This window comes from Nocardia sp. NPDC059236 (assembly GCF_042754085.1).
GTDB lineage: Bacteria > Actinomycetota > Actinomycetes > Mycobacteriales > Mycobacteriaceae > Nocardia.
Window position 1 is genome coordinate 33,696 of sequence record NZ_JBHZAF010000017.1, and the last position, 20,933, is coordinate 54,628.

Annotated in this window: 26 protein-coding genes; 17 read left to right on the forward strand and 9 right to left on the reverse strand. The window is 68.2% G+C overall.

Features of this window, described 5'->3' with window-relative positions; genetic code table 11:
* Nucleotides 1–3 precede the first annotated feature (3 nt).
* Entirely contained in the window at nucleotides 4–477 is a 474-nt protein-coding gene (locus ACFXIV_RS34605) for a nuclear transport factor 2 family protein (protein ID WP_379402132.1), read from the reverse strand.
* A 99-nt stretch (nucleotides 478–576) separates the two neighbouring features.
* On the opposite strand from ACFXIV_RS34605, the gene ACFXIV_RS34610 reads away from it, so the two are divergent.
* Nucleotides 577–1,032: a MarR family winged helix-turn-helix transcriptional regulator gene (locus tag ACFXIV_RS34610; RefSeq protein ID WP_379402133.1), complete on the forward strand. Its 456-nt coding sequence runs from the start codon at nucleotides 577–579 to the stop codon at nucleotides 1,030–1,032.
* Nucleotides 1,033–1,040: 8 nt separating this feature from the next.
* Here ACFXIV_RS34610 and ACFXIV_RS34615 read toward each other — a convergent pair whose 3' ends face one another.
* Entirely contained in the window at nucleotides 1,041–1,397 is a 357-nt protein-coding gene (locus tag ACFXIV_RS34615; RefSeq protein WP_379402197.1) for an LppP/LprE family lipoprotein, read from the reverse strand.
* Between ACFXIV_RS34615 and ACFXIV_RS34620 the strand changes: the two genes are divergently transcribed.
* From ACFXIV_RS34620 to hisI, 5 genes are read left to right on the forward strand one after another with little or no spacing between them, the layout of a single operon-like run.
* Entirely contained in the window at nucleotides 1,300–1,821 is a 522-nt protein-coding gene (locus ACFXIV_RS34620) for a hypothetical protein (RefSeq protein WP_379402206.1), read from the forward strand. The two genes, ACFXIV_RS34615 and ACFXIV_RS34620, sit on opposite strands and share 98 nt — an antisense overlap.
* Nucleotides 1,822–1,847: 26 nt before the next feature.
* On the forward strand, nucleotides 1,848–2,579 hold the full coding sequence (gene priA, locus ACFXIV_RS34625; protein ID WP_354846023.1) for a bifunctional 1-(5-phosphoribosyl)-5-((5-phosphoribosylamino)methylideneamino)imidazole-4-carboxamide isomerase/phosphoribosylanthranilate isomerase PriA: 732 nt from the start codon (nucleotides 1,848–1,850) through the stop codon (nucleotides 2,577–2,579).
* A 4-nt stretch (nucleotides 2,580–2,583) separates the two neighbouring features.
* Entirely contained in the window at nucleotides 2,584–3,405 is an 822-nt protein-coding gene (locus ACFXIV_RS34630; protein WP_379402134.1) for an inositol monophosphatase family protein, read from the forward strand.
* A gap of 16 nt (nucleotides 3,406–3,421) precedes the next feature.
* The gene (gene hisF, locus ACFXIV_RS34635; RefSeq protein WP_379402136.1) at nucleotides 3,422–4,195 is read left to right on the forward strand and encodes an imidazole glycerol phosphate synthase subunit HisF; all 774 of its coding nucleotides are present in this window, start codon (nucleotides 3,422–3,424) and stop codon (nucleotides 4,193–4,195) included.
* Nucleotides 4,192–4,563, forward strand: a complete 372-nt coding sequence (gene hisI, locus ACFXIV_RS34640; protein WP_379389818.1) for a phosphoribosyl-AMP cyclohydrolase — start codon at nucleotides 4,192–4,194, stop codon at nucleotides 4,561–4,563. Before hisF ends, hisI begins: the two co-directional genes overlap by 4 nt.
* A 60-nt stretch (nucleotides 4,564–4,623) precedes the next feature.
* Here the strand turns inward: hisI and ACFXIV_RS34645 are convergent, their stop codons facing one another.
* The 4 genes from ACFXIV_RS34645 to ACFXIV_RS34660 all read right to left on the reverse strand — a co-directional run bounded on the left by ACFXIV_RS34645 (nucleotide 4,624) and on the right by ACFXIV_RS34660 (nucleotide 6,921).
* On the reverse strand, nucleotides 4,624–5,121 hold the full coding sequence (locus ACFXIV_RS34645) for a MarR family winged helix-turn-helix transcriptional regulator (protein ID WP_379402198.1): 498 nt from the start codon (nucleotides 5,119–5,121) through the stop codon (nucleotides 4,624–4,626).
* 190 nt (nucleotides 5,122–5,311) lie between these two features.
* The gene (locus tag ACFXIV_RS34650) at nucleotides 5,312–5,905 is read right to left on the reverse strand and encodes a permease (protein WP_379402137.1); all 594 of its coding nucleotides are present in this window, start codon (nucleotides 5,903–5,905) and stop codon (nucleotides 5,312–5,314) included.
* 77 nt (nucleotides 5,906–5,982) lie between these two features.
* A complete protein-coding gene (locus ACFXIV_RS34655) occupies nucleotides 5,983–6,438 on the reverse strand; it encodes a peroxiredoxin (protein ID WP_379402138.1) in 456 nt (151 codons plus the stop codon).
* Nucleotides 6,439–6,615: 177 nt separating this feature from the next.
* Nucleotides 6,616–6,921, reverse strand: coding sequence for a hypothetical protein (locus tag ACFXIV_RS34660; protein WP_379402139.1), 306 nt, complete (start codon nucleotides 6,919–6,921; stop codon nucleotides 6,616–6,618).
* 210 nt (nucleotides 6,922–7,131) lie between these two features.
* Here ACFXIV_RS34660 and ACFXIV_RS34665 point away from each other — a divergent pair, with 210 nt between their 5' ends.
* The 11 genes from ACFXIV_RS34665 to ACFXIV_RS34715 all read left to right on the forward strand — a co-directional run bounded on the left by ACFXIV_RS34665 (nucleotide 7,132) and on the right by ACFXIV_RS34715 (nucleotide 18,683).
* The gene (locus ACFXIV_RS34665; protein WP_379402140.1) at nucleotides 7,132–8,697 is read left to right on the forward strand and encodes an anthranilate synthase component I; all 1,566 of its coding nucleotides are present in this window, start codon (nucleotides 7,132–7,134) and stop codon (nucleotides 8,695–8,697) included.
* Nucleotides 8,694–9,668 carry a TIGR02234 family membrane protein gene (locus ACFXIV_RS34670; RefSeq protein ID WP_379402141.1) on the forward strand — a complete coding sequence of 325 codons (975 nt, stop codon included), beginning with the start codon at nucleotides 8,694–8,696 and terminating at the stop codon, nucleotides 9,666–9,668. The genes ACFXIV_RS34665 and ACFXIV_RS34670 overlap by 4 nt, the downstream gene beginning before the upstream one ends.
* 150 nt (nucleotides 9,669–9,818) lie before the next feature.
* Entirely contained in the window at nucleotides 9,819–10,637 is an 819-nt protein-coding gene (gene trpC / locus ACFXIV_RS34675) for an indole-3-glycerol phosphate synthase TrpC (RefSeq protein ID WP_379389806.1), read from the forward strand.
* A gap of 8 nt (nucleotides 10,638–10,645) precedes the next feature.
* A complete protein-coding gene (gene trpB / locus ACFXIV_RS34680) occupies nucleotides 10,646–11,956 on the forward strand; it encodes a tryptophan synthase subunit beta (RefSeq protein WP_379402142.1) in 1,311 nt (436 codons plus the stop codon).
* Nucleotides 11,953–12,753 (forward strand): tryptophan synthase subunit alpha, encoded by an 801-nt coding sequence (gene trpA / locus ACFXIV_RS34685; RefSeq protein WP_379402144.1) that lies wholly within the window; start codon nucleotides 11,953–11,955, stop codon nucleotides 12,751–12,753. The genes trpB and trpA overlap by 4 nt, the downstream gene beginning before the upstream one ends.
* A 193-nt stretch (nucleotides 12,754–12,946) precedes the next feature.
* Nucleotides 12,947–14,125, forward strand: coding sequence for a prolipoprotein diacylglyceryl transferase (gene lgt / locus ACFXIV_RS34690; protein ID WP_379402145.1), 1,179 nt, complete (start codon nucleotides 12,947–12,949; stop codon nucleotides 14,123–14,125).
* A 20-nt stretch (nucleotides 14,126–14,145) separates the two neighbouring features.
* Entirely contained in the window at nucleotides 14,146–14,607 is a 462-nt protein-coding gene (locus ACFXIV_RS34695) for an NINE protein (RefSeq protein ID WP_379402146.1), read from the forward strand.
* Nucleotides 14,608–14,797: 190 nt separating this feature from the next.
* Entirely contained in the window at nucleotides 14,798–15,553 is a 756-nt protein-coding gene (locus ACFXIV_RS34700; RefSeq protein ID WP_379402147.1) for a transporter substrate-binding domain-containing protein, read from the forward strand.
* A 21-nt stretch (nucleotides 15,554–15,574) separates the two neighbouring features.
* The gene (locus tag ACFXIV_RS34705) at nucleotides 15,575–16,243 is read left to right on the forward strand and encodes an amino acid ABC transporter permease (protein WP_379402148.1); all 669 of its coding nucleotides are present in this window, start codon (nucleotides 15,575–15,577) and stop codon (nucleotides 16,241–16,243) included.
* A 90-nt stretch (nucleotides 16,244–16,333) separates the two neighbouring features.
* Nucleotides 16,334–17,758: a pyruvate kinase gene (pyk, locus tag ACFXIV_RS34710; protein WP_364619557.1), complete on the forward strand. Its 1,425-nt coding sequence runs from the start codon at nucleotides 16,334–16,336 to the stop codon at nucleotides 17,756–17,758.
* Between the two features lie 61 nt (nucleotides 17,759–17,819).
* Entirely contained in the window at nucleotides 17,820–18,683 is an 864-nt protein-coding gene (locus ACFXIV_RS34715; RefSeq protein ID WP_379402199.1) for an acyl-CoA thioesterase, read from the forward strand.
* Between the two features lie 234 nt (nucleotides 18,684–18,917).
* On the opposite strand, the gene ACFXIV_RS34720 is transcribed toward ACFXIV_RS34715, so the two are convergent.
* The 3 genes from ACFXIV_RS34720 to ACFXIV_RS34730 form a co-directional block, all read right to left on the reverse strand.
* A complete protein-coding gene (locus ACFXIV_RS34720) occupies nucleotides 18,918–19,280 on the reverse strand; it encodes a hypothetical protein (protein ID WP_379402149.1) in 363 nt (120 codons plus the stop codon).
* A gap of 193 nt (nucleotides 19,281–19,473) precedes the next feature.
* Nucleotides 19,474–20,163, reverse strand: a complete 690-nt coding sequence (locus tag ACFXIV_RS34725; RefSeq protein WP_354846072.1) for a low molecular weight phosphatase family protein — start codon at nucleotides 20,161–20,163, stop codon at nucleotides 19,474–19,476.
* A gap of 60 nt (nucleotides 20,164–20,223) precedes the next feature.
* On the reverse strand, nucleotides 20,224–20,901 hold the full coding sequence (locus ACFXIV_RS34730) for a phenylacetaldoxime dehydratase family protein (RefSeq protein ID WP_379402150.1): 678 nt from the start codon (nucleotides 20,899–20,901) through the stop codon (nucleotides 20,224–20,226).
* Nucleotides 20,902–20,933 lie beyond the last annotated feature (32 nt).

Sequence of the window (20,933 nt, forward strand, 5' to 3'; positions counted from 1 at the left end):
TTTCTAGGCCGCTGACGGCTCGGGCCGGGTACCGACCGACCAGATGGGCTTGGAGGCCACGCTCGAGAACTGCCAGCCGTCGGGGGTGCGGACGGCGTCGAAGCGATAGACCTCGCCCAGGGTCAGGCGCGGCTGGGAGCCGAGGGTGGGGTCTTGGGCAGGACCCCAGGCGAAGACGACCAGGAGGTTGGCCCGGACCTTGGCGGTGTCGCCGTCCAGATCGATCAGGATGCCGCTGATGACGTGCTGGATCTGCCGGTCGGGGGAATGGTTTCGGCCGGCCTGGGTGACCAGGGCGGTGCGGCCGGTGGCCAGGCCGCCGGGGGTGCGGGCGGTGGCATCGGCGGTGTAGAGGGCGGCGAGCTCCTCCCAGTCGCCTTCATCGAGGGCACGGCCGAGGCGGTGGACCAACTCGGTGATCTCGAATTTGTCGGCCAGGTCCTGGAATTGCCGGGTGGTGGTGTCGATCGCGTTCATGGCTACGGTCTTTCGACGAGTTTGTTGGTGGCTCCAACGTTGGTGGAACCAATGTAACCGATTGTGGGTGTCCCCAACAAGTGTTGCTAGATTCCTCTCATGGACACCGCGCCCCAAGGGGCCTTCGGCCGGCTGCGCGCTCTTCCCACCCGCCTCATCGGCCAGGTCGCGATCATCGCCAACCGCTGCACCGAGAAAGCCCTGGAGCCCACCGGTTCCCGCCGCTACCACTACGCCCTGCTCGCCACCCTGGACGAACACGGCCCCCTCAGCCAGGCCGAGGCGGGCCGCCGCACCGGCATCGACCGCAGCGACGTGGTCGCCGCGGTCAACGACCTGGCCGACCGCGGCCTCCTCCACCGCACCCCCGACCCCACCGACCGCCGCCGCAACACCCTCACGCTCACGCCCGCCGGGCGGGCCCACCTGGCCGACCTCGACGAACGCCTGGAAGCGGCCCAGCGAGAACTACTCCCGGGCTTCACCGCCGCCGAACGCGCCAACTTCGTCCTGACGTTGAACCGCGTCCTCGAATCCCATACCCGAGACGGCTGACCCCCGCCTCAGCACCTGGTCGACCCGGGCGTCACGGTCGTCCCCGACACCTCCGGCGGCCGCCCGGCCATCTGCGCCTTGGTTCCGTCCCAATGGAATTGGACGCAGTAGAAGGTTCCGTCCGAGCAGGCATTGCAGCTGCCGGGGATCTTGTACCGCAGCCCCACGGTGTCGTCGGTGGTGTGGTTCGGATCCGGGGAGATGAACGAGTTCCACCTGGGGTCCGCGGTGCCGACGTAGCTCCCGCGATGGAACAGCAACACCTGCATGGGTGAGCTGGCCGTCGCCCCCTCGATCGTGATCAAGTACGCCGACAGGGTCGAGCAGATGTCATTGACCGTCGTCCGCGCCCCCGCCGCGGGCAACGCCCACTTCCACGGCGTCCCCGGCACCACCTCGACCGGAGCCAATGTGGCTGCGGCACTTCGAATCACCCCCGGCTCGGGCTTGCACGGCTGCGCTCCCGTCCCCGCCGTGGTATCCCCGGGTGTGCGCGTGGTGGTCACCGCCGTCGGCTCCCCGGCCTGCGCCGCGGTGCTCGCCGCCGGGCCGGGCCGCGCCCCCGACCCGCCGCTGTCGCCGCACCCGGCCGCACCGCAGGCCAGCGCCAGCGCCGCCAGCCCGATCCCCACCTTCCGCACGACCAGCCCCACCTTCCGCACAACGAGCTCCCTTCGATCGACGACCCCGACCTCCCCACAGCGTGACACCGCCCGCGTGCCCCCGCCCCGGAAATCGTTTCCGCCGCGCGGTGGGCGGCTGACGCGGTTCACCCTGCGGTCGGTGTGACGGCGGGCAACCACTAGGCTTACCCCGTGAGTCTTGTGCTGCTACCTGCCGTCGATGTCGCCAATGGTGAGGCTGTGCGCCTGGTTCAGGGGGAGGCGGGCAGCGAAACCAGTTACGGTTCGCCGCGCGACGCCGCGCTGGCCTGGCAGCACGCCGGGGCTGAGTGGGTGCATCTGGTCGACCTGGACGCCGCGTTCGGCAAGGGCTCCAACCGCGAACTGCTGGCCGAGGTGATCGGCGAACTCGATGTGAAGGTCGAGCTGTCGGGCGGGATTCGGGACGACGAGTCGTTGAAGGCCGCGCTGGCCACCGGCTGCGCGCGCGTCAACCTCGGCACCGCGGCGATCGAGAATCCGGAGTGGTGTGCCCGGGCCATCGGCGAGTACGGCGACAAGATCGCCGTCGGTATGGATGTGAAGCTCATCGACGGCGAGTGGCGGCTGCGCGGCCGCGGCTGGGTGACCGACGGCGGCGACCTGTGGGAGGTGCTCGAGCGCCTCGAGCGCGACGGCTGCTCGCGGTACGTGGTCACCGACGTCTCCAAGGACGGCACACTGACCGGGCCGAACCTGGACCTGCTGAGCCAGGTCGCCAATGCCTGCGAGGCCCCGGTCATCGCGTCGGGCGGCATCTCCCAGCTCGACGACCTGCGTGCCATCGCGACGCTGGTGGACGAGGGCGTCGAGGGCGCGATCATCGGCAAGGCCCTGTACGCGGGCCGGTTCACCCTGCCCGAAGCCTTGGCCGCGGTTCGCTAGCGCCGTGGCCGCCGAACTCGCCGAACTGCTCGGCATCGCCTGTGAGGTTCTCGACTCCGCCGCACCGCGTTTCGTCGAGGGCATCGGGGCGCCGAGCGCGGTCGAGAAGGGGCGCAACGACTTCGCCACCGAACTCGACCTGGAGCTCGAGCGCACCATCTCGCAGCGGCTGGGCGAGCGCACCGGAATCCCGGTGCACGGTGAGGAATTCGGCGGTCCGCAGCTGACCTCCGGCACCGCCTGGGTGCTGGACCCCATCGACGGCACCTTCAACTATTCGGCGGGCAGCCCCATGTGCGGCATGCTGCTGGCGCTGGTGCGCGACGGCGTCCCGGTCATCGGCCTGACCTGGCTGCCGGTCCTGGGCCAGCGCTACGCGGCGGTCGCGGACGGCCCGCTGCTGCTGAACGGCAACCCGCTGCCGAGCCTGGCCCCGGCCAAGCTCGCCACCGCGATGATCGGCTTCGGCAGCTTCAATATCGATGGGGCGGGCCGGATTCCGGGCATCTTCCGCTTCAACCTGCTGGGAGCGCTGAGCCGGCTGTCCGGCCGCCAGCGCATGTACGGCTCCACCGGCATCGACCTGGCCTACACCGCCTCGGGAATTCTGGGCGGGGCCGTGGTGTTCGGACATCATCCGTGGGACAACGCCGCGGGCGTGGCCCTGGTCCGGGCCGCCGGCGGCGTGGTCACCGACCTGCTGGGCCGGGACTGGACCATCGAATCCGGTTCGGTGCTGGCCGCCGCCCCCGGCGTGCACGAGGAACTACTGGACCTGATCGCGGACACCGCCGACCGGGTCCGAGGAGAGGCAGAGCAATGCTGAAGACAGAGGTCATGAAATGACGGTGGCCGTACGCGTGATTCCGTGCCTGGACGTGGATGCCGGGCGCGTGGTCAAGGGCGTCAACTTCGAAAACCTCAGGGACGCGGGCGATCCCGTGGAACTCGCGGCCACCTACGACGCCCAGGGCGCCGACGAGCTGACCTTCCTCGACGTCACCGCCTCCACCGGCGACCGCGGCACCATGATCGACGTGGTCACCCGCACCGCCGAGCAGATCTTCATCCCGCTCACGGTCGGCGGCGGCGTGCGCACCGTCGAGGACGTGGACCGGCTGCTGCGCGCGGGCGCGGACAAGGTGTCGGTCAACACCGCCGCCATCGCCCGCCCCGAGGTGCTGCGCGAAATGTCGGAGCGGTTCGGCTCCCAGTGCATCGTGCTGTCGGTCGACGCCCGCACCGTGCCCGAGGGGCAGCCCGCGACCCCGTCCGGCTGGGAGGTCACCACCCACGGCGGCAAGCGCGGCACCGGCATCGACGCCGTCGAATGGGCCGTGCGCGGAGCCGAACTGGGCGTCGGCGAGATCCTGCTCAACTCCATGGACGCCGACGGCACCAAGGCGGGCTTCGACCTGCCCATGATCCGCGCGGTGCGCGCCGCGGTCTCGGTGCCGGTCATCGCCTCCGGTGGCGCGGGCAAGGTCGCCGACTTCGCGCCCGCCGTGCAGTCCGGCGCGGACGCGGTGCTGGCCGCCAGTGTCTTCCACTTCGGCGACCTCTCCATCGGCCAGGTCAAGGACGCCATGCGCGCGGAAGGAATCACCGTCCGATGAGCACCCTGGATCCCGCGATCGCGCGACGCCTCAAGCGCAACTCCGACGGGCTGTTCGCCGCCATCGCGCAGGAGAAGAGCACCGGCGACGTGCTCATGATGGCGTGGATGGACGACGAGGCGCTGGCCCGCACCCTGGAAACCCGCAAGGGCACCTACTATTCGCGCTCGCGCCAGCAGTACTGGGTCAAGGGCGAGACCTCCGGCCACACCCAGTACGTGCACGAGGTACGGCTGGACTGCGACGGCGACACCGTGCTGCTCGTCGTCGACCAGGAGGGCGCGGCCTGCCACACGGGCACCCACACCTGCTTCGACACCGACGTGCTGCTGTCCCAGGGCGACCGGCTGCTCACCGACGAGGACTGAGCGGCAACGGTTTCCGGCCTCGGCGAGCCAGCTTGCTGCGTCGGTGAACAGCCTTCGGCGTCAACCCGATTCGTTCGGGTCCATGTCCAGATGCGAGATCGGCCGCCCCGCGCGGCCGAGCCCGCGGGCCATGCCCTTGTCCAGCTGTGCCACCAGGGTCTCGCCCAGTTCCAGCAGCTGCTTGGTCTGCTCGGCGTCCAGCCCGTCGAACACCAGGCCGCGCACGCACTCCAGATACCCGGGCGCGGCCTCGGTGATCTTCTGATATCCGGCATCGGTCAGCACCGCCTGCGCGCCGCGGCGACCGGTAATGGTGACGCGCTCGGCCCAGCCCAGCCGTTCGAGTTTGGAGACCACGTGCGAAAGCCGGGATAGCGATGCGTTTGCCTTTTGCGCAAGGTCACTCAGTTGCAACCGGTGACCTGGTTCTTCGGAGAGCAGAGTCATCACGAAGTATTCGAAATGGGTAATCCCGGACTCACGTTGTAGCTGGGTATCCAATGCGGCGGGGAGTCTGGTGGTGAGCGCGACAAGGGTACGCCACGCTCGCTGTTCCATGGGATTCAACCACTTGGTCACCGTGCGCGCCCTCTCGTAGCAGCCAAGTGACGTGTTGTGCCGGCCCGTGGGAGAGCCGGCGAAACAGCATCGAACGAGTCACTCGCACGTCAAAGTTTGCCACGATTTCGCTCGCCAGTCACGGTGTTGCCGAATGACGTGACATCGATCACGCGTGTCGCGAGTGGATTCAGTTCGCGCCGAGTTCGGGCGGAGGTGTCGGAGTTTCGGGTTCCACCCGAGGCTTTTCCGGTTCGGCTTGCCGACGTTCGGCACGGTACCGGCGGAATCGCCTGCGCCCCAAGAGAAATGCCACCAGCAGGAACAGCAACGCGGCCACGATCGCACCCGCCAGCGTGGCACCGCGGAATCCCGGCCCGTCGACATCGAGAATGCGCTCACCGGCATGTGCGGCATTCGAGTTGCCCCACACGATGGTCAGCGTCATCAAATTCGGGATGGCGATGACGATCGCGAGAACCGCCGCGCCGCCCGCGATAAACATGCCGCCCCGTTTACGCCAGCTGAGTCCTGCGGCCAGGAACAGGAAAAGTGGCACAGCCGTACATACCGCGCCCATTATCAGGCCGTACCAGATGCCCTTGGCGAAACTCCCGCTCACCCATTCGCCGATGCGCTGCGCCCACCACCGTGGAATGAATGCGGCCAGCATCAGATACACCAGCCACAAAACGACCGCGGCCACCACTCCGCCAATGATGCGATTGCGCCACGTGACGAAGGTTGAAGGCTTTCGCTCCTGGTCGGTGCTGGGCGTAGTCATGCGCTCAGCGTATGTCCGAATTGTTGGCGCGCACAGGAGCGACGCGGTGGGGGCTCAGCGCTCGCGCGGGAACCTGCTCAGCGCTCGTGCAGGAACTTCAACGCCTCGTCGGCGTGCACGTTCGCGCGTATCTCGCTGTTGATGACCTTGGCGACGGTCCGGTCCTGATCGATGACGAAGGTCGTCCGCTTGACCGGCACCAGCGCGCCCAGCAGGCCGCGCTTCACGCCGAACTCGGCGGCCACCTTGGCTCCGGGATCGGACAGCACCGGATAGCTCAGTCCCTGCTTCTCCGCGAACCCGGACTGCACCTCGACGGAATCCGCGCTGATCCCCACGCAGGTCGCCCCGGCGGCCTTGAATTCCGTTGCCAGATCCCGGAAGTGGCAGGCCTCGGCCGTGCACACCGGCGTGTTCGCCGCGGGATAGAAGAACAACACCACCGGTCCGTCCGCGAGCAGCGACTCGAGCGACCGCACGGTCCCCGACTGGTCCGGAAGTTCGAAATTGGGTGCGAGCTGACCAACCTTCATACCCGCACCCTACCCCCAATTCATCGTGCACGAGCTATCAGAGCCCCCGATGAAATCCTTTGCTGGGCTTCGGGCTTGACGCCTCGCGAACCGGGCCCCCACCGGGCCTCTGCTCGAGGGTCCGGGGAACGGCCCCCGGAGCCCCAACCACCCCCGGCACCGGGTGCCGGTCCTACCTCACACACCGATGAGGGCGGCGACCTCCGGGTTCTTGATATCCATGACGTCCAGGATCCCGTGGGCGCGCAGGAACGGCTCGAGTTCCCTGATGCGGTCGCTGTACTCGGCGTACTCGTCCGGGAAGCTGCGCGGATCGAGCGCTTCCAGGGCCTTCACATACGTGACGAACGAGGCGATGGCGGAGTACTTCCCGCCGTGGTTCATATGCATCATCCGGAGCGGCTGGCCGGGCAGCCCGCCCGGAGCCAGCTGCGGAGCGGTGTGGCGTGGACCCTCCGGTGCCATCGGTTGCGAGGGGTACATCTGTGTTGAACTCCTCTCGAGAATGGGGATAACCGCGTGCGACCTCTCCATCTTGCTTCCAACTTGCTGCCGGAGCAGTGACGATCCACCGTGTGTGGAGACCGCCGCGCGTGTAGTGATGACCGCTTCAGGTATTCGCCGCGGCCGCTTGCTCGGCTGGGCGGGGAGCGCGATTTAGATCGCGCCGGGCGGGCCTGGAATGATGGGTGAATGCACGGCGCGCATGGTTTGCCTCTGAACGCGGCTATCGATACCACCACCTCCCGGGAGCAGTTCCGGGCGCTCGCGGCCGACCACCGGGTGGTCCCGGTGGTCCGAAAGGTATTGGCGGACTCCGAGACTCCGCTCTCGACCTACCGCAAACTGGCCGCGGACCGGCCCGGCACCTTCCTGCTGGAATCGGCGGAGACCGGCCGCTCCTGGTCGCGATGGTCGTTCATCGGCGCGGGCAGTCCCAGCGCGCTGACCGTGATCGACGGCGCGGCGGCCTGGCTCGGCCAGACTCCCGCCGACGCGCCGGTGGGCGGCGATCCGCTCGCCGCGCTGCGCGAGTCGCTGCAGGTGCTGCGCACCGAGCGGCTGCCCGGTCTGCCGCCGCTGACCGGCGGCCTGGTCGGCTACCTCGGCTACGACACCGTGCGCCGCCTCGAACGCCTGCCCAGCATCGCCACCGATGACCTGCAGGTCCCCGAGATGGTCCTGATGCTGGCCACCGACCTGGCCGCCTTCGACCACCACGAGGGCGCGATCACCCTCATCGCCAATGCGGTCAACTGGAACGGCACTGACGAGCACGTGGACGCGGCCTACGACGACGCGATGGCCCGCCTGGACCGCATGACCGAGGCCCTGGCCGCCCCCGCCGACTCCACCGTCTCGGTGTTCGACCGCCCCGAGCCCAACTACCGCCGGCAGCGCACCTCCGAGGAATTCGGCGCGGGCGTGCGCCGGCTGGTCAAGGAGATCGAGGCCGGCGAGGCGTTCCAGGTGGTGCTCTCGCAGCGCTTCGAGATGGACTACAACGGCACCCCGCTGGACCTCTACCGCATGCTGCGGGCCTCGAACCCGAGCCCGTACATGTACCTCATGCACATCCCGGACGGCTCCGGCGGCACCGCGTTCTCCATCGTCGGCTCCAGCCCCGAATCGCTGGTGACGGTGAAGGACGGCGTGGCCACCACCCACCCGATCGCGGGCACCCGCTGGCGCGGCGTCACCGAGGAGGACGATCTCCTGCTCGAGAAGGGCCTGCTCGCCGACGAGAAGGAGAACGCCGAGCACCTCATGCTCGTCGATCTGGGCCGCAACGATCTGGGCCGGGTCTGCGAGCCCGGTACCGTGCGCGTCACCGAGTACCGCCACGTCGAGCGCTACTCGCACGTCATGCACCTGGTCTCCACGGTCTCCGGCCGCCTGCGCGCCGGCAAGATCGCCCTCGACGCGGTCCAGGCCTGCTTCCCCGCGGGCACCCTCTCCGGTGCGCCCAAGGTCCGCGCCATGGAGTTGATCGAGGAGCTCGAGCCCACCCGCCGCGGTGTCTACGCGGGTGTGGTCGGCTACCTGGACTTCGCCGGTGACGCCGACACCGCGATCGCCATCCGCACCGCCCTGCTCAAGGGCGGCACCGCCTATGTCCAGGCCGGCGCCGGCATCGTCGCCGACTCCGACGCGGACTACGAGGACGTCGAATCCCGCAACAAGGCCATGGCCGTCCTCAAGGCCATCGCTGCCGCCGAGACCGTGCGCGCCTACCGCCCGAACGGCGCGGATCAATGAGCGATCAGCACCCGGCCAGGGGCCCGGAACGGAAAGCGACACCCGAAGGCAGCGCAACACCCGGAAACAGCGCGGAGCGGGAAAGCGCAGCAGCGCAAGCCGATTCGAAGCCCGCCGGGGCGGACACCGGGAAAACCGGTGCCGCCGGCGCCGATCCACGCGCCGAGACCGCCGCCGCGCGCACTGCCGAACGCGCGCAGGCGGCGGACCTGGCCGAGGCGAATGCCGCTGCGGCGGAAGCCGACACGAACGCAGCGGGGGCGCGGAAGCGGTCGCGGCCGATCGCCGCGGTGGCGCTGCTGGCGGTCGCGGCGGCGCTGCTCTGGGGGTCGTCCCGCATGACGTGGGCCCGGCTCGAGATCACCAGCGACTACGGCCTGCCGCGCCATCGAGATCTCAACGGCGGTGTGTGGTTCGGGGCCCTGACGCCACTGGCGCTGGTCTTCCTGGCCACCATCGCGGCGGTGTTCGCCACCCACGGCTGGTGGCGGCGCGGTGTCGGCGTGGTGGTCGCCGTCCTGGCCGCGGTGTCCGCAGTGCCCGCGTACGCCCTGCTCATGCACAAGGGGACCGCCGATCGCGCTACGCGACTGGCCGAACTGCACGGGGGTGACCACGCGGGCGCGGTGACGACCTCGGCGCTGCCGGCCGTGGTGTGCCTGGCCGGTGCGGTGGCCGCGTTCGTGGCCGGTCTGCTGCTGGTCCGGCAGTCGTCCGGGACCTCCCGGATGTCCGGCAAGTACGACAGTCCGGCGGCGCGGAAGCTGTCGGCGGCCGAGCAGGTTGCCGCACATCAGGCCCGGGTCCAGGACCACGAATCCGGGACCCCGGCCGCCGCCGACAAGCAGTTGTCGGGTCGCGTGCTGTGGGATGCCCTCGACGAGGGCGTCGACCCGACCGACGATGAAACCAATCACCCTGCCGCGCACGATGATCCGGGTAACGGGGCAGCGCGTGACAACCGCCCCTGAGCTGGGTGGGGTACCGGCAGCGCCGCCGGTACCCGCCCCGCTGTCAAGCACGGGAGCATAGCCATTTACTCTTTATCAGCATCGGTGAGACAAGCGCCTGGGGGGATTCTCAGGCAGCAAGTCCGTCTCCCCAGAAAGGATTCGAGCCAGATGACGGTACTCGACTCGATTCTCGACGGGGTCCGCGCGGATGTGGCCGCTCGGGAAGCCCTTCTGGATTTCCAGGCGGTGAAGGCAGCCGCCGCGCAGGCCAAATCCCCGCGTGACGCCAAGGCCGCCCTGCACGCGGAGGGGATCGGAGTGATCGCCGAGGTGAAGCGGGCCAGCCCCTCCAAGGGTGCGATCGCGGACATCCCGAACCCCGCCGACCTGGCCCGGGCCTACGAGGACGGCGGCGCGCGCATCATCAGCGTGCTGACCGAGCAGCGCCGCTTCGGCGGTTCCCTCGCGGATCTCGACGCGGTTCGCGCGGCGGTGGACATTCCGATCCTGCGCAAGGACTTCATCGTCGGCCCGTACCAGATCCACGAGGCCCGTGCCCACGGCGCGGACGTGATCCTGCTGATCGTGGCCGCCCTGGAACAGGACGTGCTGTCCGCGCTCATCGACCGCACCGAATCGCTCGGCATGACCGCGCTGGTCGAGGTGCACACCGAGGAGGAGGCCGACCGCGCCCTCGAGGCCGGCGCCAGCGTGATCGGCGTGAACGCCCGCAACCTCAAGACCCTCGAGGTGGACCGGGATGTGTTCGCGCGCATCGCCCCCGGCCTGCCCAGTGAAGTGATCCGGGTGGCCGAGTCCGGCATTCGCGGCACCGCCGACCTGCTGGCCTACGCCGGGGCGGGCGCGGACGCCGTGCTCGTCGGCGAGGGCCTGGTGACCAGCGGCGACCCGCGCGCCGCGGTGGCCGAGCTGGTGACCGCCGGAACCCACCCCTCGTGCCCGAAGCCGGTTCGCCGGGGACGGTGAAAGAGCCGATGACACAAACTCACGGAGTTTCTTCCGAAATGGCCTCCGGCAAGAACGGTCTCGGCCTCCCGCAGGCCAGTGACGGCATCACGCACAAGAGCCACGAACCCGATCTGGGCGGGCACTTCGGCGTGTACGGCGGGCGGCACGTGCCCGAGGCGCTGATGGCCGTGATCGAAGAGGTCACCGCCGAATACGACAAGGCCCGGGTCGATCCCAACTTCCTCGACGAGCTGGATCGCCTGCAGCGTGACTACACCGGGCGCCCGTCGCCGGTGTTCGAGTGTCAGAACCTGGCGCAGCACGCCGGCGGCGCGCGCATCCTGCTGAAGCGGGAAGACCTGAACCACACCGGTTCTCACAAAATCAACAATGTGCTGGGCCAGGTGCTGCTGGCCAAGCGCATGAACAAGACCCGCGTCATCGCCGAGACCGGCGCGGGCCAGCACGGCGTCGCGACCGCCACCGCCTGCGCGCTGCTCGGCATCGAGTGCGTCGTCTACATGGGCGCGGTCGACACCGTGCGCCAGCAGCTGAACGTGGCCCGCATGCGGCTGCTCGGCGCCGAAGTCATCAGTGTGACAACGGGTTCGCAGACCCTCAAGGACGCCATCAACGAGGCGCTGCGCGACTGGGTCACCAATGCCGAGCAGACCTACTACTGCTTCGGCACCGCCGCGGGCCCGCACCCGTTCCCGCTCATGGTGCGCGACTTCCAGCGCATCATCGGCCTGGAGGCGCGCCAGCAGGTGCAGGCCCTGACCGGCCGCCTGCCCGACGCCGTAACCGCCTGTGTCGGTGGCGGTTCCAATGCCATCGGCATCTTCCACGCCTTCATCGACGATCCGGGCGTGCGCCTGATCGGCTACGAGGCCGCGGGTGACGGTGTCGAAACCGGCCGTCACGCAGCGACTTTCACCGGTGGCACCCCGGGTGCGTTCCAGGGCGCGTACTCCTACCTGCTCCAGGACGAAGACGGCCAGACCATCGAATCCCATTCGATTTCGGCCGGTCTGGACTACCCGGGCGTCGGCCCGGAGCACGCCTACCTCAAGGACATCGGCCGGGCGGAGTACTACCCGATCACCGATACCGAGGCCATGGACGCGCTGCTGCTGCTGAGCCGTGCCGAGGGCATCATTCCGGCCATCGAGTCCGCGCACGCGGTCGCGGGCGCGGTGAAACTCGGCAGGGAGCTCGGCGAGGGCGCGATCATCGTGGTGAACCTGTCCGGTCGCGGTGACAAGGACATGGACACCGCCGCCGACTGGTTCGGGCTGTTCGACAAGGCCGAAGAGAACGCAGGGGAGAAGCAGTGAGCCAGCAGTCCCGCCTCGCGAACACCTTCGCAGCCGCCCGCGAGGAGAACCGGGCCGCGCTCATCGGCTACCTGCCCGCCGGTTACCCGGACCTCCAGGGTTCCATCGACGTGTGCAAGGCCATGGTCGAATCCGGTTGCGACATCATCGAAGTCGGCGTCGCCTACTCCGATCCGGTGATGGACGGCCCGACCATCCAGCATGCCGCCGAGCAGGCGCTGGCCGGCGGCGTCCGGGTGCGCGACGTGTTCAAGGTCGTGGAGGCCATCTCCCAGGCGGGCGGCAAGGCCGTCGTCATGACCTACTGGAACCCGGTGCTCAAGTACGGCGTCGACAGCTTCTCCCGAGATCTGGCGGCGGCGGGCGGCCTCGGCCTGATCACGCCCAACCTGATTCCGGAGGAGGCCGACGACTGGTTCGTGGCGTCCTCGACCCACAATCTGGATCGCATCTTCCTGGTCGCGCCGTCGTCCACCGAGGAGCGCCTGGTCAAGACCCTCGAAGCCAGCAAGGGTTTCGTGTACGCGGCCTCGACCATGGGTGTGACCGGTGCGCGCGACGCGGTGTCCTCCATGGCCCCGGCCCTGTGCGCGCGGGTGCGCAGCCACTCCGACATTCCGATCGGCGTCGGGCTGGGTGTGCGCAATGGCGCGCAGGCGGCCGAAATCGCCTCCTATGCGGACGGTGTCATCGTGGGCTCGGCCCTGGTGACCGCGGCGGCGCAGGGTCTGGACGCGGTCCGGACGCTGACGGCGGAGCTGGCGCAGGGCGTCCGCTCGGCGGCGGTCTCCTCGTAACCAAGGCAATACCCAAGGGTGCGTACCGAATTCGGTACGCACCCTTGGGCGTTGTCCGGCGGTGCGGGGATGCGCGCCGCTTCGTATATCCGTTGCGTTACCGGGTGCCGGCGCGACCCGCGGCGGCGAATCCCACGGCGCGCGCCGACCTGAGACAGCATGCCGCAGGCCTGTTGGGCTACGGTGGGGACTCGTGACCATACGAGCCCTTGCCGAGAGCGCCGGTGCCGATGTCCTGGCCTACATTCCCAGCCCGCCGCGCGGGGTCTGGAACATTGGGCCGTTCCCGCTGCGGGCGTACGCCATCTGCATCATCCTCGGCATCATCGCGGCCATCTGGCTGGGTGAGAAGCGGTGGGTGGCGCGCGGCGGCCAGACCGGCATGGTGCTCGACGTGGCCATGTTCGCGGTGCCGTTCGGCCTGATCGGCGGACGGCTCTACCACGTGGCCACCGACTGGCAGAAGTACTTCGGCGCCGGCGGTCACCCCATCAACGCGCTCAAGATCTGGGAGGGCGGCCTCGGCATCTGGGGCGCGGTGCTGCTCGGCGGCATCGGCGCCTGGATCGGCTGCCGGGTGTACCGGATTCCGTTGCCCGCCTTCGGTGACGCCATCGCCCCGGGCATCCTGCTGGCCCAGGCCGTCGGCCGGCTCGGCAACTACTTCAACCAGGAGCTCTACGGCCGCGAGACCAAGGTGCCGTGGGGCCTGGAGATCTTCCTGCGCTACGACCACAGCGGCCAGCTGGACATGATGAACGGCACCGCCGCGGGCCCGGCGGAGAAGATCGTGCAGCCGACCTTCCTCTACGAGCTGATCTGGAACCTGCTCGGCGTGGCCGTGCTGCTCTACGTGGATCGCAAGTTCCGCATCGGCCACGGCCGGCTGTTCGCGCTCTACGTGGCGGTCTACTGCTTCGGCCGCTTCTTCGTGGAGCTGCTGCGCGACGACGAGGCCACCCACATCCTGGGCCTCCGCATCAACACCTTCACCTCGGCGATCGTATTCGTCTGCGCCGTGGCCTATTTCCTGTTCGCCACCAAGGGCCGTGAGACCGCCGACCAGCTGCGCGCCGGCGTGGAACGGCCCTGGCCGTGGCAGTTCGGTGCGCTGCGGGCGTTCGGGGCGGCGGGTGCGGCGGCCGGAACCGGCTCCGCGGCAGGGGATTCGAAGGCTGCGGTCACCGAGGTCGACGAGCCGACCGCCGAAAAATCCACCGGTGACACCGGAACGGAACCCCCGGCCGGCGGCAACGAATCCGAGACCGAGCGCGATATCTCTTCCGAAACCGGCGATTCCGAGCCGGACGAGACGGAGTCCACCGCGGTCGACCAGGCGAAGACGGTCGAGTCCGGCAAGAATGGCTCCTGACCGCGATCAGGAGGACGTGAGTGACCGACCCATTCGACAAGCCGCCGATGCAGGACGGGCCGCAGTACGGCGTTCCCGGCACCGGCCCGCAGTACGGGCAGCCCTACGGCCAGCAGCCGTACCCGGGCCAGCAGCCCTACGGCCAGCCGGGTCAGCCGTACGGCCAGCCGGGTCAGCCGTACGACCAACCGATGCCGTATCCGATACCGGGCCCGGCCGGGCCCTACGGCGGTGACCCGGAAGCCCCGTTCGGCCGCGACCAATTCGGAGTTCCGTTCTCGGACAAGAGCAAGCTCACCGCGGGCCTGCTGCAGATCTTCATCGGGCACTTCGGTGTCGGCCGGTTCTACCTGGGCTACACCACGATCGGTGTGCTGCAGCTGATCACCTGCGGCGGCTGCGGGGTCTGGTCGCTGATCGACGGCATTCTCATGCTCACCGGCAAGGTTCCCGACCTGCAGGGACGTCCGCTGCGCGACTGACGGCGATACTTCCGCGTCCAACGGCCGCCACCCGACCGGGTGGCGGCCGTTCGCGCTTATCATCGGGCGCGATTTCGCGCCACGGTTTCGCGCATCCTGATGGTTGCCGTGCCGCCCGGTCGGTTCGCGGCGTACCCTTTGTCGGTTGTTTTGTCGCGTGGTCAGCCACGCCCGAGGAGAGGTCCCCGTCGTGCGCCGTAAGCTCACCGCCGTCATGCTCGCCGTTGTCGCCGCCGCAGGGCTCGTCGCATGCAGTTCGAGCAAGGACGACGCGAACACGCTCAAAGTCGGCACCGAGGGCAACTACTCCCCGTTCACCTACCAGGACAACGGCACCCTCACCGGCTACGACGTCGACGTCATCAAGGCCGTCGGCGACAAGATCGGCAAGAAGGTGGAATTCACCACCGCCCCCTGGGACTCGCTGTTCGCCGCACTGGAATCCAAGCGCGTGGACCTCATCGCCAACCAGGTCACCATCAAACCCGAACGCGAGCAGAAGTATTCGCTCTCCCAGCCCTACACCGTCTCCGAGGGCGTCATCGTCACCAAGACCGGCAATGACGGCGTCCACGCCCTGGCCGATCTGAACGGCAAGACCTGCGCCCAGTCCGAGACCTCCAACTGGGCCGACACCGCCAAGGGCGCCGGCTGCAAGGTCGAGGCGATCCCCGGCTTCGTGGAGGCGGTGCAGCTGCTCAAGACCGGCCGCGCCGACGCCACCGTCAACGACACCCTCGCGGTGAACGCCTACACCAAGCAGCAGGGCACCGGCACCATCCAGGTCGTCGGCAAGACCGGTGAGGTCTCCAAGCAGGCCTTCGCCGCCCGCAAGGACTCGCAGGCGCTGACCGATCAGGTCGACAAGGCGCTCGACGAACTGCGCGCCGACGGAACCCTCGCCAAGATCTCCGACAAGTACTTCGGCACCGACGTCAGCAAGTAAGCGACACAGGGCAATTCGACGATGGACGACGCCACCTGGGCGCTGGTACGGCACAATCTCTGGCCCATGCTGGAGGCCACGGTCACCAAGACGCTGCCGCTGACCGCCATCAGCTTCGTGATCGGCCTGGCGATAGCGCTGTTCGTGGCGCTGGCCCGGATGTCGAGCGTGTGGCCGCTGCACGCGGCCGCGCGCTTCTACATCTCGATCATTCGCGGCACGCCGCTGCTGGTGCAGCTGTTCATCATCTTCTTCGGCCTGCCCGCCTTCAATATCGTGCTGGAGCCGTTTCCGGCGGCCATCATCGCGTTCAGCCTGAATGTCGGCGGCTATGCGGCGGAAATCATTCGGGCCGCGATTCTTTCGGTGGTCCATGGCCAGTGGGAGGCGTCCTACTCGGTCGGCATGAACTATGCGCAGGCGCTGCGGCTGATCATCCTGCCGCAGGCCTCCCGCATCGCGGTGCCCCCGCTGTCCAACACCCTCATCTCCCTGGTGAAGGACACGTCGCTCGCTTCCACCATTCTGGTGACCGAGTTGCTGCGCACCGCGCAAATGGCCGCCGCGCCGACCTTCGACTTCTTCGCGCTCTATGGCGTCGCGGCAATCTACTACTGGGTAATATGCCTGGTCCTCGGCTTCGGTCAGACTCGACTGGAAACCCGTCTGGCCCGGCACGTTGCGCGTTGATCGTGAGATAGCTGAACGGCTGCTTACGAGATCTGTATATGTGTGTGCCGGGGTCGGCATGAGGGTTGTCACAGGTCTAGGGTTGAACGCGTGATGCGACGAACGAAGATTGTGTGCACCCTCGGACCAGCAGTGTCATCCGAGGACCGGATTCGTGAGCTCGTCGAAAGTGGCATGGACGTTGCGCGCCTGAACTTCAGCCACGGCGAGCACTCCGATCATGCCGAGAATTACAAGAAGGTGCGCGCTGCCAGCGATACGGCCGGCCGCGCTGTCGGTATCCTCGCCGACCTGCAGGGCCCGAAGATCCGACTGGGCCGGTTCGAGGGCGACGGCAAGACCGTCTGGAACACCGGCGAGGAAGTCCGTATCACCGTCGACGACATCGTAGGAACTCACGACCGGGTTTCCACCACCTACAAACACCTCGCCAAGGACGCCAAGCCCGGCGACCGGCTGCTCGTGGACGACGGCAAGGTCGGGCTGACCGTGCTGCGTGTCGAGGACAACGACGTCATCTGCCGGGTCACCGAGGGCGGCCCCGTCTCCAACAACAAGGGCGTCTCGCTGCCCGGCATGGACGTGTCCGTGCCCGCGCTGTCCGAAAAGGACATCGACGACCTGGAATTCGCCCTGAACCTGGGCGTGGACTTCATCGCGCTGTCCTTCGTGCGCTCGCCCTCCGATGTGGAGCTGGTGCACGACATCATGGATCGCGTGGGCCGCCGGGTGCCGGTCATCGGCAAGCTCGAAAAGCCCGAAGCCATCGACAATCTGGAAGCCATCGTGCTGGCCTTCGACGCCATCATGGTCGCCCGTGGCGACCTCGGCGTGGAGCTGCCGCTCGAGCAGGTGCCGCTGGTGCAGAAGCGCGCGGTGCAGATGGCGCGCGAGAACGCCAAGCCGGTCATCGTGGCCACCCAGATGCTGGAGTCCATGATCACCAACTCCCGCCCGACCCGCGCCGAGGCCTCCGACGTGGCCAACGCCGTGCTCGACGGTGCGGACGCGGTCATGCTCTCCGGTGAGACCTCGGTCGGCGACTACCCGATCGAGGCCGTGCGCACCATGGCCCGCATCGTGCACGCCGTGGAATCCGAGTCCTCGACCCGGGTGCCGCCGCTGACCCACGTGCCCCGGACCAAGCGCGGTGTCATCTCCTACGCCGCCCGCGACATCGGCGAGCGGTTGAATGCCAAAGCGCTGGTTGCCTTCACGCAGTCCGGTGACACGGTGCGCCGCCTGGCCCGCCTGCACACCCCGCTGCCGCTGCTGGCCTTCACCCCGCAGGCCGCGATTCGCAGTCAGCTCGCCTTGACGTGGGGCGTGGAAACGTTCATCGTTCCTCCGGTGGGCACGACCGACGAGATGATCCACCAGGTGGACAACGCGTTGCTCTCGATCGGCCGGTACAAGAAGGGTGACCTCGTGGTCATCGTGGCCGGCTCGCCGCCGGGTACTGTCGGGTCCACCAACCTGATCCACGTGCATCGCATCGGCGAGGAGGACCACTAATTTGAGTGCGTCGCTGGACGAGACGTCTTCGGACGTCGTCGCGGACCCCGAGGGGACCGGTCTGTCCGACGATCTGCGGGAGCTGCTGCGCCTGCTGGATCTGGAGGAGAACGGTCCCGATATCTTCCTCGGACACCATCCCGAGAAGGTGTGGAGCCGCACGTTCGGCGGCCAGCTCGTCTCCCAGGCGATCATCGCCGCGGGCCGGACGGTGGGTCCGGAGCGTCCGATCCACGCGGTCAACGCGCACTTCGTCCGTGGCGGTGACCCGAAGCAGCCGATCGAATACCACGTCGATCGGCATCGGGACGGCCGCTCCATCGCCAACCGCACGGTGACGGCGTACCAGGACGGGCAGGAGCTGTTCGTCATGCTCGCCGCCTTCCAGGACTGGGGCAAGGGGCTCGAGCACGGTGCGCCCCTACCCGATGTCCCGGGGCCGGACGACCTTCCGCGCGTGGAGGAGTCGTTCGCGGGTCTGGAGGACAAGCTCCAGATGTTCGTCGACGCACCGCATCCCATCGAGATGCGCTACACCAACGACCCGGCCTGGATCCTCAAGGGCAAGGGCGAGAGCCTCGGCCACAACCGGGTCTGGATGCGCACCGACGGGCAGCTGCCCGACGACCCGCTGATTCACGTTGCGGCGCTGGCATATTCGTCCGACACCACGGTGCTGGACTCCATCATCACCACGCACGGGCTGTCCTGGGGCTGGGACCGCATCATCGCGGCCACGGTGAACCATTCCATCTGGTTCCACCGGCCCTTCCGGTTCGACGACTGGTCGCTCTACGCGACCGAGTCCCCGGTGGCGGCGGGTTCCCGCGGCCTGGCCCGCGGCCACTTCTACGCCCGGAACGGCGACCTGCTCGCGACAACCGTCCAGGAAGGCGTGATCCGCCACTTCCCGGCGCGCCGCTGACACGCGATCGCTCGGAGACGACGCATACATGACCGGGCCGTGCCCTGCGGGGTGCGGCCCGGCGCGCGTTCCAGGAGATGGGCGCGGCGCCTTCCGGGTGTCAGGCGTAGCGCGTTCCAGGTGATGGGCCTGGCGCGTTCCGGGTGTCGGGCACGGCGAATCTCGGGGGTCCGGGGGCGGAGCCCCCGAAATCTCGAGGGGGTTCGGGGGCGAAGCCCCTGAGAGCTCTGAGAGTTAGATCAACTCGCGGTTCTCTTCGAGTTCGAAGTTCTCGCGCTGCAGGGCGTGCACGATGTAGGGGATCGGTTCGTCGGCGGACAGTTCCAGCACGAGGCGCTGCTCGAGCTTGGCGATGCCCGCCTTGGTTAGTTGACGGGCCTCGCCCACCAGGCTGAGCGCGATCTCGTAGGTGCGGCGGGTGCCCGGCTCCACGCCGGGATTGTCCAGCCGCCACTGGGTTTCGAGCACAGTGTGGGTGGGTTCGTCGCACTCCACCGGGAGGGTGAAGCGCCACGCGAAGATATCTCGATCGGCGACGTATTCATCGACCACCCGGCACACCGTCTCGGTGACGCGGTGCAGGGTCTGAGGTGTCACGTAAACATGGAGCGAAACATCCGAAATTCGCTTCGGCATGTCCTTGGTCCTGTTCTTGTGTCGAACCACCGGCAGTGGCGTTCGGCGGAACGGATAAGTGTTCCGCGCGAGAGTGTAATCCCTTACCGGACCAACCAGGCAGCAAGGTGCATTGACACGCGACGGTCCAGGGCTCGGATGCCGGATTTGCCTGCTATCCGGCGGATTCCGCCGCGTGCCGGGTCGGTTCGACTGCCGGCCCGGAGTATTCGGCCGGCCGCGGGTGCGCGGCTCGCCTGCCCTGCTCGCCCCGGCCGCCGTCTATCACCAGCAGCGGCGGCTGCCCGTCCGCGGCGCTGCGCGGGCGCAGTGTGGCCTGCGGATGCTGATGGGCGTGCAGGGCGAGCAGCAGCGGCACCAGCGCCTCGGCGATGCGGTCGCCGACATCGCAAAACTGTTGCGGCGACAGGCCGACCGGATCGGAGATGTTCTCCCGGCCGACGTACGCGAGATCGTTGCGCGCGGCGTGCAGTCCGACCACGGTGCGCGCGCCGCTGACCTTGGCGATCCGGTACGCCTCGAGCAGCGTGAAGGTGCGGGGGAGCGCCTCGGGCACGAGTTCGCGCACCTGGTCGCGAATCTTCTCGGTCATGGCCAGCACCAGGTCGGCGCGGTGCACCATCTCTGCCTTGAGGCGGCGGGCCTTGAAATTGTCGGCGTTGCCGCCGAGGCCCACAATCGTCTGTGCGGCAAGGGGTTCCACGGGGAATCCGACCAGTGCGCGTACGCCGGCACTCTCGGCGGACAGCTCCTGTAGTCCGTGGTCAGCGGCCACCGCCAGGGTGAGGCGCTCGGCAATGACGGATCGGCAAACATTTCCGCTGCACACGAACAACACATGCATGCGGATAACTTATGCCCGCCGTTGTCGCTTCGAAACTGTTCCGTGACCGAATCACACGTTTCAACCGCGATGTTCATCGCGCGGTCGAATGTCGCTCACCTGATGTTGGTTCTCGTTTACCGGAGTGTCCGTTTGGCAACAGGTCAACGCCCCTGGAATGTGAGCATGCCCGTTCGTGCCCGGCAAATCAATAGCCGAACAGTTTTTGGTGTCCGCCGTGTCGTACAACGCGGATTCCGTTATCACGGGCGCGATTTCGGGCACGGCCCGATCTGCGGCCCGGACCGTGTCGCCGACCCGGCCGCGTGTCGAGAACAACCGCCCCCGAGCAGGGACGGTTCGTGCGAACCGGGCCAGCCCGGTGGCCGTGGACATATCGTCGTACACGGAATCGATTCCGCCCCTGGCGAAATAGGCTTCGTGCCAGAATCCGGTGCCGCCGGAATCCCGCAGGAATTGCTGCCACCACTGCCGGTGCGGGTCCGATCGCGTCCACCGTTCCAGGCTCTCCAGATCCCGCCAGTACTGCCGCGCACCCCAGTGCGGCGGCCACAGCGACCACACCACATCCTCGTGTGACAGGAGCCCGTCCGGCATGTCGTGATGTGACCGGTACAGCTTGGGGCCGACGCCCAGCAGCCGCAGGATTCCACGCGGCTTGCGCACGCGCATTCCGAGCAGGATCACGACCAGATCCGGATATTCGGACAGGTCCGCGGTCATTCTCTTCACCCGCATTCGTGACCTCCGCACGTTTCGCTGATCTGTGC